We start from the raw sequence: 12,084 nt of genomic DNA on the forward strand, positions 1-12,084 counted from the left end.
ATGGCGCGGCTTGGGATATTGGCGGGCGGAGGTGCTTTGCCCGTCGCTCTGCATGCTGCGCATCCGGATGCGTTCGTGGTGACTTTTGCCGGTGTTGCGCACCAGATGGGGGACGCGGCACCGGCCTTTCCGTTTGAAAAGATCGGCAGCCTTTACGGGGCTTTGCGCGATTCTGGCGTGACAGACGTTGTCTTCGCCGGTGCCTTGTCGCGCCCGCCCCTTGACCCCGAGCAGTTCGACCCCGCAATGATCGCTTTGGCACCACGCCTTTTGGCGGCCATGCAGCGCGGGGACGATGCCATCCTGCGGCTGGTGGTCGAGACTTTCGAGGCCGAGGGGTTTACCGTTCGCGGTGCCCATGAGCTGTTGCCCGGCCTGACCGCAAAGGCGGGGCTGTTTGCAGGCCCTGAGCCGACGGATGCGGACACGCAGGACGCTAAGCGCGGCTTTGAAATCTTGCGTGAGACCGCGCCTTTGGACATCGGGCAGGGTTGCGTTGTCGCGCAGGGGCTTTGCCTTGGGTTCGAGACTTTGCAAGGCACCGACGCCATGCTGCGCTTTGTGGCGCAGACACCGGATCGTCTGCGCGCAAGGGCGCGGGGTGGGGTACTGGTGAAAACACCCAAGGCAGGGCAGGATTTGCGGGTGGATATGCCTGCGGTCGGGCCTGACACCCTGCGCGGTGCGGCGGCTGCCGGCCTGAATGGTGTGGTGATCACCGCTGGCAATGTGGTGGTACTAGAGCCCGCGAAACTCAAAGCTGTGGCGGAAGAGCTGAACCTCTTTCTGCTGGTCGAAGGAACCGCCCCATGAAGGTCTATATCATCGCGGGTGAGCCTTCGGGCGATGCGCTAGGTGGCGCGTTGATGGCTGGTCTGAATGAACTGGCCGGTCCTGTCACCTATCAAGGGGTCGGCGGCCCGTTGATGAAGGACCAAGGTTTGACCAGCCAGTTCCCTATGGACGAGCTGAGCCTGATGGGCATCGCCGAGGTGTTGCCCAAGTACTTTGAACTGAAGCGTCGCATCCGCGAATGCGCCGAGGCGGTGATCGAAATGGCCCCCGACGTGATGATCACCATCGACGCCCCCGATTTCTGCCTGCGTGTTGCGAAGATCGTTCGTGAAAAGGCGCCTCATATACGGACAGTGCATTATGTGGCGCCGTCGGTTTGGGCATGGCGACCAAAGCGGGCCGCCAAGATGGCGCGGCACATCGATCAGGTGCTGGCCCTTCTGCCGTTCGAGCCGCCCTATATGGAAGCGGCGGGGATGGAATGCGATTTCGTTGGCCATCCGGTGGCCGCGCAACCGCAGGCAACTGTGGCCGAGATCGCGGCCTTCCGCGAACGCTATGATCTGGGCGAGGATCCGGTGCTGCTGGTGCTGCCTGGCTCGCGCAGGGGCGAGGTGACGCGTTTGGGACCGGTGTTCCGGTCGGCGCTGGATATTATTCGGGCGGCAAGGCCCGATCTGCGTCTGGTGTTGCCCGCCGCAGGCCCCGTAGCAGACCTGCTGCAGGCCGAACGTGCGCTCTGGCCCAAGGATATGATCGTGCTGGACCCTCGTGATTTGGGTTACGACATGGCCGCCATGAAACGCGGGGCCTTTGCGGCCGCTGAGGTGGCTTTGGCGGCCTCTGGTACGGTTTCATTGGAATTGGCCGCCGCCGAAACGCCCATGGTCATTGCCTATGATATGAACTGGCTGAGCCGCCAGATTATCAGCCGGATGCTGTTGGTGGATACGACGACGCTGGTGTCGCTGGTCTCGGATACCCGCGTGGTGCCCGAGTTCATCGGAGACGCCTGCCAACCCCAACCCATCGCCCATGCGGTGCTGGAGGTGCTGGAGAAGCCCGAGGCCCAGTATGAGGCTATGGCACGGACAATGGCGCTGTTGGGCGCGGGCGGTGAAGCTCCGGGCCTGCGGGCTGCCCGCGCTGTTTTGCGGGGCCTTGGGCGGGACGTTTGACGCCTGTTGCGCCGGTGGTGATGGCCCGTCGGTGAGTATTTGGATCAAGAAGAAGCAATGCATGCGGCGCGGGGCGGAGAGCCCTGCGCCGTGAGTATTTTTGCAATAAAGAAGCCTATGGGGCGTTAGTCGAGGGCGAAGTCCCTGCGGATTTCTTTCAGGCTTGCGGGGTCAGTGATTTCGAACCGCTGGGTGAAGCGCTGCTTGAAACTGACGCGGCCGCGGCGGGCGCCGAAGTTTTCCCCGTGATTCAGCATGTAGAGGGCTTTGGGGGCGCTGAGCGGTGTGAGCGTGCGGCCCGCAAGGGTGCCGAGGTAGGGGAACATGCGGTGTTCGTGCTGGGTGGCCTCGGTTAGGAAGGCGATCTGTTCGGCAGGGTTTTGGCGCAGGTCGAAGGCATAGGCGCAGCAGCTGCCGCAGAGTTTCCAGAAGGGTTTCCGGAGCGGGGTGGCAAGGCTAGGTGGGGCTGCGCGAGCGATGCGGGTGTTGCCCACGTCATAGACGTAGCCTTCGGTCATCAGATAGCCGCCTCCGGCTTTACGGTTGCGCATTTCTGCGACGAGTTCAGGGTGGGCCAGATCATCCGCATCAAATGTCATCACATAGCCTGAAGGGGCTGCGTATTGGGCGAGGTTTTCCGTCAGTTGGCGGAGCTTGGCCCATTTGTCGTTCCCTTCGATCGGGGTGCTGAAGGGCTGGAAGCGGATGCGCGGATCATCGGGCAGATCGGGGGCGTCTTGTCCGCAGATCACCGCAATCCAGTTTGGATCGGTTTGGGCGATGAAGCTGCGCAGGGTGGCCGAGAGGCGGTCTTTGACCTCTTGCCAGTTGCCAACGTGGTGCTGGCCCACCAGCGGGATCAGAAAGACCACTGTGGGGTTTTCCGGTGCGGATGCGGGCTGCACCGCGCGCAGGTCGAGGGCGGCTCTTTCCGAGGCTTGCAGGTCCGCGCTGCGGGCCAGCGCTGCGGGGCCGATCAGCTTTGCCCATGTCCGGAGCATCAGGCGGCGGAGCTTTGGGGTGGCGGGGACTTGGGCCATGGGATGTCCTAGTAGAAATGCGTGGCGCGGGGCAGGGTGAGCAGAAGCTCGTCGTAAAGAGCTTTGCGTTCCTCTTCGCTCAGAAACGCGCCGATCTCAACCTCGCGTCCGTTGCCTTTCAGGGTCACGTAGTTCGGCACCGGGCCGCCGCGTGGATGTAGCGAGACCTGTGCCCAGTAGACATTGCTGCGCCATTCCGCGTCCGGTGCTTTGGCTGACTGGCGTAGCAGGTGGATTTCGCTGTTCTGGATGATCAACGTCTCAAGGATTTCGCCGTCTTTGTAGCTGCGCTCGATCAGGTACCACGTGAGGCCGAAGGCGATCACGACAAAGGGCAGAAGGCCCCAGAGTACCGCCGATCCCAGCACCGCTGCGAGAGGTAGAAAGACCAAAGCCGCTGTAATCCCCAGAAAGGCCGCAAAGCCGCGTCTTGGCAGCGAGCGGTAGGGCCAGAGGTGCATCTCGGCCAGTGGGCCCTTGGGGTGGGGCGTTGCGGGATCGGCGGGAAGGGGGGTGACCCATTCATATGGCATGAGCGGAACCTAGGAGAGCCAAGTCTGGCGGCAAGAAGAAAGGCCCGAGGTTTCCCCCGGGCCTTTGCAATTCAGGATCTGGATCCCGGGATTAGTGGGCGTGGCCCTTGTCCCAGTCTTCCTGCTTGGGCAGCTGCTCGAAGGTGTGTTCGGGCGGCGGCGAAGGCAGGGTCCATTCCAGGGTGTCTGCGTACTCGTTCCAGTAGTTGGCACGGGTCTCTTTCTTGCCGAAGAACAGCGAGTAGAACATGATGCCGAAGAAGAACAGGAACGAAGCGAAGGCCAGGAATGCGCCGATCGACGAGACGTAGTTCCAGGTCGCGAATGCTTCGGGGTAGTCGATGTAACGACGGGGCATGCCCTGACGGCCCAGGAAGTGCTGGGGGAAGAAGGTCAGGTTAGCGCCGATGAACATCATCCAGAAGTGCAGCTTGGCAGCCCACTCGGGGTACTGACGGCCGGTCACTTTGCCGAAGTAGTAGTAGATACCTGCGAAGATACAGAACACCGCACCCAGCGACATCACGTAGTGGAAGTGTGCTACAACGTAGTAGGTGTCATGGTATGCACGGTCCAGACCTGCCTGCGACAGGACAACGCCGGTCACGCCACCAACGGTGAACAGGAACAGGAAGCCCAGAGCCCAGAGCATGGGTGCTTTGAACTCGATCGAGCCGCCCCACATGGTTGCCAGCCAGCTGAAGATCTTCACGCCGGTGGGAACCGCGATAACCATGGTGGCCATCATGAAGTAGGACTGCTGACGCAGGCTCATGCCGACGGTGTACATGTGGTGTGCCCACACGACGAAGCCGAGAACACCGATTGCAACCATTGCGTAGACCATCGGCAGGTAGCCGAAAACGGGCTTGCGCGAGAAGGTCGCGATGATGTGGCTGATCAGACCGAAGCCGGGCAGAATGATGATGTACACTTCGGGGTGACCGAAGAACCACAGAATGTGCTGGTACAGGATCGGGTCGCCGCCGCCAGCAGGCTGGAAGAAGGCAGTGCCGAAGTTACGGTCGGTCAGCAGCATGGTGATAGCGCCGGCCAGAACGGGCAGCGACAGCAGGATCAACCATGCGGTCACGAAGATCGACCATGCGAACAGCGGAACCTTGTGCAGGGTCATGCCTGGCGCGCGCATGTTCAGGAAGGTGGTGATGATGTTGATCGCACCCAGGATTGACGAAGCACCCGAAACGTGGACGGCGAAGATCGCCAGATCCATCGAGTAGCCTGCTTCGTTGGTCGAGAGAGGCGCGTACAGAACCCAGCCAACACCGGAACCCAGCTGGTCGTTACCGCCGGGTGACAGCAGCGATGCCACGCCAAGTGTGGTACCGGCAACATAGAGCCAGTAGCTGAGGTTGTTCAGACGGGGGAACGCCATGTCCGGAGCACCGATCTGCAGCGGCATGAAGTAGTTGCCAAAGCCGCCGAACAGCGCGGGGATCACCACGAAGAACATCATCAGGATGCCGTGGTAGGTGATCATTACGTTCCACAGGTGGCCGTTGGGGGTACAGACCTCGTCGCTGGCGAAGAAGCGTGCGCCTTCAAGACACATGTATTGTACGCCCGGGTGCATCAGCTCCAAGCGCATATAAACGGTGAAGGCGACCGAGATCAGACCTACAAACGCCGCGGTAATGACGTAGAGGATCCCGATGTCCTTGTGGTTGGTCGACATGAACCACCGGGTGAAGAAGCCCCGGTTGTCTTCATGCTCGTGGCCGTGAATGGCTGCGTCCGCCATACTCTTGCCTCCTGCTGGTGAGTTTAAGGGCGCAGAGTTACCTCCGCGCCCGGATTCCATTCGGGTTTTAGAATGCACCTCGCCATTGAGCAATGGACGACTTTGACGCAGATCAAAAAAATCTGCTCAGAAAAGGTGCATACAGGCCCGTTAGGGTCTTAGTTGTCGACCGAATCCAGATATGCGATCAGGTCTTCCATTTTCTTGACGCGCTGCGCGGTCATTTTGGACTTGCCGCCGATGAACTCGGAAGGGTTGGGGATGTAGGCTGCCAGAGTTTCGGCATCCCACACCGCGTCGGGGTTGTTTTCAGCATATGCCAGCAGATCGCTGCTGTAGCCGAACTCTGCCACGACGCCGGGGGCGCGGCCAACAACGCCATAAAGGTTCGGGCCGGTCTTGTTGGCGCCGCCTTCGTCGATGGTGTGGCAGGCTTTGCAGCGCTTGAACTCTTTTTCACCCTTGGCGGCGTCGCCTTCAGCGAAGGCAGGCGCGGAAAGAGCGATCAGAGTGGCAGCTGCGGTCAGGATGGTTTTCATGAGGTTCCCCCTTTTTACGTGGCTTGCGCGTTTGGTCCGCAAGATCACCTACACAGATGCCATCTGCAACGGGGAAATCAAATGCGACCTTTCGCTTAGACCCCTGAGATAGCGCCGAAGTGGTGATCGAATGTGTGGCGCAACGCCACATCCAGATCATCCATCGTCACTGGCAGGCCAAGATCGACCAAGGATGTCACCCCGTGTTCGGTGATTCCGCAGGGTACAATGCCGGTGAAATGGCTTAGGTCAGGCTCGACGTTGATGGAAATCCCATGAAAACTGACCCACTTGCGCAGACGGATGCCGATGGCGGCGATCTTGTCCTCGGGCTTTTGGCCGGTGATGGTCAGGGGCTTGTCGTCGCGGGCAACCCAGACACCGACGCGGCCTTCGCGGATTTCCCCTTTGATGTTGAACTGGTCGAGGGTGTCGATCACCCATTCTTCCAGACTCTTGACGAACGCCCGCACGTCGTGCCCGCGCTTGCCCACGTCCAGCATCACATAGGCCACCCGCTGGCCGGGACCGTGATAGGTATATTGTCCGCCGCGCTTGGTCTCATAGACAGGGAAACGGTCCGGATCGGTCAGATCCTGTATCTTGGCCGAGGTCCCCGCCGTGTAGAGCGGCGGGTGCTCGACCAGCCAGATCAGCTCATCCGCTTCGCCCGCTGCAATCTGCGCGGCGCGGGCTTCCATGAAGGCTTCGGCCTCTCGGTAATCGGTTAGACCGTCGGTGATGATCCACTCAACCATGAGAAGTCCTTTTCCTGTGCACGAGGGGTATTTGCGTTGGATGTAAGGGGTTCATGACTTTGTCTCAAGCATGATTCGGGGGATACTTGAGGGGCTAAACCAACAAGAAGTTCGTAATTTACATTTAACATCAAAGGCTTACGTCTGGCAGGCATTGTTTGTTGTGTGACTTGAGGTTGAACTGCCTAGACGTGACGCAAACGGAGGGCCTGAAATGGCACAACGTTCCCTCACGACTGGCGCGATTGCCGGTGCTTTATCTCTGACTATGGCGACAACTGCGCTCGCAGATGACAGTTTCGCAAAAGGTGTACTCGGCGGTGTCGTAGGCGCCATCATTGTCGACGGTGTGAAAAACTCCAAACGGCAGACGACCCAGACCAAAACCTATACAAAAAAGCCCACGATGTCCTCGGCGCAGCGCGAGGCGAACAGGGACGTCCAGCGGTCGCTGAATTTCTTTAACTACCATGTGGGTGTTGAGGACGGCGTTCTGGGCCGTAAGTCCCGCTCTGCGATTTCTGATTACCAGATGATGCTGGGATATCCGGCGACCGGTCAGTTGACCGAGGTTGAACGCGATATTCTAGTCACGGCCCATCAGCGCGCGATGGCGGGCGGCTATTGGGTAACCGAGACCGTTTCGACCCACCCGCAAGGGCGGCGCGGGCTGTTGCTGAAGCAACGGGACGAGATGTTCGGCATGCCCACACAGCAGGCGTTGCAGCCGGTGCCTTTGGAAGAAATCCGTCCTGCGCCCCAGCCTGAACCTGCGGCTCCGCCTGCGGAACTGGCGGTAGCCCCCACAAAGAACGTGCCCAACTTCTTTCCGGCCCCCAAGGCGGTCAGCGTCTCGGAAACCGCAGCGCCTTTCTGCTCGCGTATCGCGGTGAACACCGCAAAGGCGGGCGGGCCTGCCACACAGGCCAGCATGAGCAGCCCCGCGCAGGCCATTGGCGAACAGTTCTGTCTGCTGCGCAACATCACGATCGATCAGAGCGAACAGATGCTGGCCCAGATCGAGGGCTTTACCCCGCAGCAAATCGCCACCCAGTGCGAAGGCTTCGCGACCGAATTGACCGCAGCCATAGCGGCGACAGGCACGGGGGGCCGCGATGCCGCCCTTGCAGCGGTCGCGACACGTCTGCGCGATCTAGGCATGCCCGCCGAGCAGATCAACGGGACGGCCCGCATCTGCCTTGGGGTCGGGTATCGCACGGACAATATGGAAACGGCGATGGCCTCGGCTTTGGCTTTGTCGGCATTGAACCTGAGCGCCTATGAGGAGCTGGTGGGCCACCATCTGGCAACCGGCGTCGGCGGCGCGATGCGCCCCGATCTGGCCGCCGTCTGGTATGACAGCGCCTATTCGGGCACGACGCAGGCCAATGCTGAAACCATCCGGCCTATGGAACAGGCTGAAGGGGCAGAGTTGGTGCTGGCCGCATCCCGCCAGATGAACGGCGAGGCGGCTCCGAAAACCCTGACTTTGGGCGATTTTGGTGCAGCTGCTGCGGCTGCGGCCAAAAACTGAAGTTCTTAAAGTCATCTGGTCGAAGGGGCCCACGTCGGGCCCCTTTGTATGCCCGCCACGGGTTTGGGAAAAATATTCGGCTTCGCTGCAAAATTCCCTTTTCTTCCCGCGCGGCCTTGGGTAAGACCCGCCCACCAAGCCTAGGCAGTGCGGCCGTGGCGGAATTGGTAGACGCGCAGCGTTGAGGTCGCTGTGGGGTAACTCCCGTGGAAGTTCGAGTCTTCTCGGCCGCACCATTTACAGCTCTTGAGGCTGTTGTTTTTCAAGCATATCATCAACTTAGCGCCCCTCCCGAGACACATTTTGGGACACATTTGGGGCACGTCATATGGTTTTGGTGATTAGATTGAAGTATGTGCAAGAGCTTTCCGGTGGTCGAAAGAGATTCAGGCGGCGCTACCCAACCGAATTGATTGAGAAATTAGGGACTGAGTTTTTTCAGGTGGCGATGAAAGCCCGTGAAGGTGCTGAATTTCTATCGGAGTATGCCCAGCTCACTAAGGCTTTTGATGCAGAGGTGGCTAGGGCGTCACGTACCGCTGAAGAGCTAGAGAACTTATCAGAGAGTGCAAAATGGGCCGAGGCATTGAAGGATGCTGAAAAACTCGTTCGGGGTGCGTCTGGCTTTGATCGCGATGATGACCTTGATGAATATGACCCAGAGGTCGAAGCAAGGCGTCTCGCCGCTGCACAGATTGAAGGGGCAGGGGGTGACCCGCTGCTCTTTAAGGCGCTTGTTCAGCCGACTGGCCGAGCACCTGAGCTAACCCTGCAAGATGCCAAAGACTTCTATGTGCGGGTGTTTCAGAAAGGCGCATCGAAGACGGACGTCGATGGTTTAGATCGCACCTGCAAGCGTTGGGTGAAATTTTATGGTCCATTGAAGAACTTCCCGCTCAGTTATCTAAAGCGTTCAGTTGCCCGTGATTTTGTGGAACATTTGCAGGCTACCCCAGCCAACGGCAAGAATAAGCCGCTTTCGGACCGTACAATCGCACGTGAGCTGCAAAGGTTCAGTGTGATGATCAGCCGTACAATTGAGGAGCATGATTTAGAGGGGAAGATTTTTAACCCTTTCAAGAACTTCAACAGCCTCACGGTGGGGAATAGAGAAGGTAGAGTAGGCAAGAGCGCATCCGAAGACCGAGACCCGTTACCAGCCGAGGTAATCCTGCAAATGCGGGCAAAGCTGCTGGGGCCACGGATAAGGCGACCTGAGTTGAGCCTTATTTGGCGGCTGCTAGAGGGAACAGGATGTCGAGGAAGTGAGATAATTGGCCTGAGAGTCGAAGACGTACGGTTGAACCATGAGTACCCTCATGTGGTCGTCGAATGGCATGAAGGGCGTCGGATTAAGACGAACGCATCAGTACGCGATGTACCGCTTGTTGGTGATACACTGGCTGCTGCCCAAGAAGCGGTAAAGAGAGCTGGTAAGTCTAAGATGTTGTTTGAGAAATATGCCTATGAAGGCGGGCCAAATGCGGTATCTCAGGCTCTTATGGTGAAACTACGCAAGTTTACGAAAAATAAGCGGCATGTGGTCTATTCGCTTCGGCATAACATGAAGGATTATCTCATGATAGCTGGGGTGGGTGAAAGGGATGAGCACCTTATCTTGGGGCACGATCTGGGTAGCGTAGGTAGCCGTAGCTATGGAGGTGATGAGGGCAGATTAGCGAGGGCTACAGAGGCAATGGTGGCGGCGCATAAGCTCATGCCCTAGCGCCCCCGTTCTGGGCACCTCAGAGGGCCTTACGGGCACTGTAGCGGGTTCTGTTATGGTTCATCCCAAGCAGTGCCCAGCGCCCAAGGCTAAGGGCAATCTCACCTGCTGCTGGGCGGGTCACCTCAAGGGGCTTGGATGAAGCCCATTCGGGTTCCCGTTCAAGGTGAAGCTCAAGGGCACCGATGCGGAATGAGGTGAAGGTGGGGTGGTGTTCGAAGTGGATAGAAAGCTGCATGAGTAGGGGTCCTAGGTAGGGTCTTCCCTATGGATATCATGTTTTAATGCATTGTAAATAAACAATAAACTTCCACTGTGGGGACTATCCCGTGAGTGGGATTGTTAGGGCATTGATCAGGGCTTGCTCACGGGCACGTAACGGGCACCGATGCTGGGGATGATGTGGGTGGTGGTGGTGATCAGGGGCTTGATCAGGGCATGTTAGGGGGGGAAGAGCTTACATTTCCAAGCGACCACCAAGGCATTGATAAATAACACTATTAATAAAAGACACACTCTAGGGTAGGTATGACGGACGGTTATATATAGCGTATATAGAGATGATGGTTATGGTGTGATTAATCGTACCTTCAGGGTTACTGTTAACAGGCACCTTACGTGCATCATCACATCATCCCCATCACACCACCCACACACTAAGGTTAACCCTTACAAGACCCGATAGGCTGAACCGTTACGATGTGTTCGACCGCACCATGAAGGCTGACCCAGTCCTACCGCATTGCTCGTGATTAAAACGTCCCTCCGTATACGTAGTAGGGAACTTAACGGGCAACTGAACATGCCTGTAGGGGTTTAATGACCACCATCATCCCATCCACACCCCTAGGGCGAAGCCCGAGATAACGATCATCATTCTTGTTTGGGTCTCAACCACATAGGGCTGGACCGAACATGTACAGACCCAACAATGAATGGTCGTTCCCCAGCTTCGCTGTTGGGTGGATATGAAGGTGGGAATGATGTTCACCTAACCCCAGTGGTCCCATTATTTCACCCGCTTTGCCCCTGATCATGCCCCTATTTCATATACGGAGGGACGTTTTCACGGGTCACCTAGCAAGTGCAGCCGAAGCCAAAGCGAACAGTTCGCGTCAGGCTCATGGGTGACAATTCGCCCCCGCACTCACCGATACATGACCACATCTTGCAGAGTTCGCCTCACGATACTTTGCACCAGTCCATCTATCTGAGGGGTGGAGTGAACGCTGTCCCGCTTGGTCATGCCCAATCAATCAAGGAACAAGCTATGACCGAGATGGACCTAGTCCAACCTCAGTGCCCCGTATGCGGCACCGAGTTTCTACCTACGCGCAAAGACCAGAAATATTGCAGCAGCAATTGTCGAAAGCACAAATCCCGGAACGCGTCACGAGGCGACCGTGCCAACGAGAATAAGCGTTCATCACATGAGCATTACGAACGAGCGCGGCGATTGGAGGAACTTATCTACTCCACCATTCCCAACGAGCGGTTAGGGGTCATGAAATCCATATTGGACCACTGCCTGCATGACGCTTGCTTACGGCGCATCCTAACGGACCCCTTGCTGCTCAACGAAGAACCCACAGAGTACAGCTACCGCAAGAATATCGCCAAAGCCGCGTCAACCTACACACGGAAGTTCTTTGGGGTGTCGATCAAGACCTACATTCATCAGGCTCAGTTCCAGACGCTGAACGAAGAGTTCCCAGTCGCCTTTAAACATCGCGGCACTCGACCACTGGGTGATCAGAATGGGCAATACGTCGAACAAGATGCTAGGGAGTTTTTGGAACGCCTACGGGAAGACCGAGCGAAGAAACTCAAAGACGGAACGATTAAACCGCTTGCTGCCTAGCGGGGAATGCCACCTCGCCAATCACAACTAAAATCTGCTGCAAAAATTTGAGACCCAATCATTGTTTATAGAACAATGAAAATCCCCCCTTCGGGCATCAAGGGCACCGTTTGCGGCACATCAGAGGGCCTTACGGGCACCATAGGGAGGCTGTTGTGGTTGACCCCAAGCAATGCCCAGCGGCCAAGGCTAAGGGCAATCTCACCTGTTTCTGGGCTATTCAAAATGATGTTTCGGAGTGCTTCTCACGGCTTCAGCGAAGCGGCGCTCTACTCGCGCCCCAATTTCTGGTTAGGAGACAACTAATCGGGTCTTTGTTTGAGGATGGCTTGCACACTAGGCATCATCGACTTAGTTT

The 12,084-nt window shown here is 57.9% G+C and carries 11 protein-coding genes and 1 tRNA gene; 6 read left to right on the forward strand and 6 right to left on the reverse strand.

What is annotated here, in order from left to right:
- Both CLV74_RS02255 and lpxB read left to right on the forward strand, forming a co-directional pair.
- Positions 1-813: an LpxI family protein gene (locus CLV74_RS02255; RefSeq protein ID WP_106262571.1), complete on the forward strand. Its 813-nt coding sequence runs from the start codon at positions 1-3 to the stop codon at positions 811-813.
- The gene (gene lpxB / locus CLV74_RS02260) at positions 810-1,973 is read left to right on the forward strand and encodes a lipid-A-disaccharide synthase (RefSeq protein WP_106262572.1); all 1,164 of its coding nucleotides are present in this window, start codon (positions 810-812) and stop codon (positions 1,971-1,973) included. Before CLV74_RS02255 ends, lpxB begins: the two co-directional genes overlap by 4 nt.
- Before the next feature lie 125 nt (positions 1,974-2,098).
- On the opposite strand, the gene CLV74_RS02265 is transcribed toward lpxB, so the two are convergent.
- The 5 genes from CLV74_RS02265 to lipB all read right to left on the reverse strand — a co-directional run bounded on the left by CLV74_RS02265 (position 2,099) and on the right by lipB (position 6,605).
- On the reverse strand, positions 2,099-3,013 hold the full coding sequence (locus tag CLV74_RS02265) for a hypothetical protein (protein WP_106262573.1): 915 nt from the start codon (positions 3,011-3,013) through the stop codon (positions 2,099-2,101).
- Between the two features lie 8 nt (positions 3,014-3,021).
- Entirely contained in the window at positions 3,022-3,546 is a 525-nt protein-coding gene (locus tag CLV74_RS02270) for a DUF2244 domain-containing protein (RefSeq protein ID WP_106262574.1), read from the reverse strand.
- A gap of 91 nt (positions 3,547-3,637) precedes the next feature.
- Positions 3,638-5,308, reverse strand: a complete 1,671-nt coding sequence (gene ctaD / locus CLV74_RS02275; protein ID WP_106262575.1) for a cytochrome c oxidase subunit I — start codon at positions 5,306-5,308, stop codon at positions 3,638-3,640.
- Between the two features lie 158 nt (positions 5,309-5,466).
- Positions 5,467-5,847: a c-type cytochrome gene (locus CLV74_RS02280; RefSeq protein ID WP_106262576.1), complete on the reverse strand. Its 381-nt coding sequence runs from the start codon at positions 5,845-5,847 to the stop codon at positions 5,467-5,469.
- Between the two features lie 95 nt (positions 5,848-5,942).
- On the reverse strand, positions 5,943-6,605 hold the full coding sequence (gene lipB / locus CLV74_RS02285) for a lipoyl(octanoyl) transferase LipB (protein ID WP_106262577.1): 663 nt from the start codon (positions 6,603-6,605) through the stop codon (positions 5,943-5,945).
- A 214-nt stretch (positions 6,606-6,819) separates the two neighbouring features.
- On the opposite strand from lipB, the gene CLV74_RS02290 reads away from it, so the two are divergent.
- From CLV74_RS02290 to CLV74_RS02300, 3 genes are all read left to right on the forward strand, one after another.
- Positions 6,820-8,139 (forward strand): peptidoglycan-binding domain-containing protein, encoded by a 1,320-nt coding sequence (locus tag CLV74_RS02290; RefSeq protein ID WP_106262578.1) that lies wholly within the window; start codon positions 6,820-6,822, stop codon positions 8,137-8,139.
- Positions 8,140-8,288: 149 nt separating this feature from the next.
- Positions 8,289-8,375, forward strand: a tRNA-Leu gene (locus tag CLV74_RS02295).
- A 92-nt stretch (positions 8,376-8,467) separates the two neighbouring features.
- Positions 8,468-9,865: a tyrosine-type recombinase/integrase gene (locus tag CLV74_RS02300; RefSeq protein ID WP_106262579.1), complete on the forward strand. Its 1,398-nt coding sequence runs from the start codon at positions 8,468-8,470 to the stop codon at positions 9,863-9,865.
- A gap of 19 nt (positions 9,866-9,884) precedes the next feature.
- Here the strand turns inward: CLV74_RS02300 and CLV74_RS02305 are convergent, their stop codons facing one another.
- Positions 9,885-10,103: a hypothetical protein gene (locus CLV74_RS02305; RefSeq protein ID WP_106262580.1), complete on the reverse strand. Its 219-nt coding sequence runs from the start codon at positions 10,101-10,103 to the stop codon at positions 9,885-9,887.
- A 1,218-nt stretch (positions 10,104-11,321) separates the two neighbouring features.
- On the opposite strand from CLV74_RS02305, the gene CLV74_RS02310 reads away from it, so the two are divergent.
- A complete protein-coding gene (locus tag CLV74_RS02310; RefSeq protein WP_146134890.1) occupies positions 11,322-11,726 on the forward strand; it encodes a hypothetical protein in 405 nt (134 codons plus the stop codon).
- The last annotated feature ends 358 nt before the right edge of the window (positions 11,727-12,084 follow it).

Origin of the sequence: Donghicola tyrosinivorans (assembly GCF_003003355.1) — a bacterium.
In the GTDB taxonomy this organism is placed as follows: domain Bacteria; phylum Pseudomonadota; class Alphaproteobacteria; order Rhodobacterales; family Rhodobacteraceae; genus Donghicola; species Donghicola tyrosinivorans.

Excerpts from the sequence above, each read along its gene's own strand:
- CLV74_RS02300 (WP_106262579.1), top strand. The coding sequence starts at position 8,468 with ATGGTTTTGGTGATTAGATTGAAGTATGTGCAAGAGCTTTCCGGTGGT.
- ctaD (WP_106262575.1), bottom strand. The coding sequence starts at position 5,308 with ATGGCGGACGCAGCCATTCACGGCCACGAGCATGAAGACAACCGGGGC.
- CLV74_RS02290 (WP_106262578.1), top strand. The coding sequence starts at position 6,820 with ATGGCACAACGTTCCCTCACGACTGGCGCGATTGCCGGTGCTTTATCT.
- CLV74_RS02270 (WP_106262574.1), bottom strand. The coding sequence starts at position 3,546 with ATGCCATATGAATGGGTCACCCCCCTTCCCGCCGATCCCGCAACGCCC.
- lipB (WP_106262577.1), bottom strand. The coding sequence starts at position 6,605 with ATGGTTGAGTGGATCATCACCGACGGTCTAACCGATTACCGAGAGGCC.
- CLV74_RS02255 (WP_106262571.1), top strand. The coding sequence starts at position 1 with ATGGCGCGGCTTGGGATATTGGCGGGCGGAGGTGCTTTGCCCGTCGCT.
- lpxB (WP_106262572.1), top strand. The coding sequence starts at position 810 with ATGAAGGTCTATATCATCGCGGGTGAGCCTTCGGGCGATGCGCTAGGT.
- CLV74_RS02265 (WP_106262573.1), bottom strand. The coding sequence starts at position 3,013 with ATGGCCCAAGTCCCCGCCACCCCAAAGCTCCGCCGCCTGATGCTCCGG.
- CLV74_RS02305 (WP_106262580.1), bottom strand. The coding sequence starts at position 10,103 with ATGCAGCTTTCTATCCACTTCGAACACCACCCCACCTTCACCTCATTC.
- CLV74_RS02280 (WP_106262576.1), bottom strand. The coding sequence starts at position 5,847 with ATGAAAACCATCCTGACCGCAGCTGCCACTCTGATCGCTCTTTCCGCG.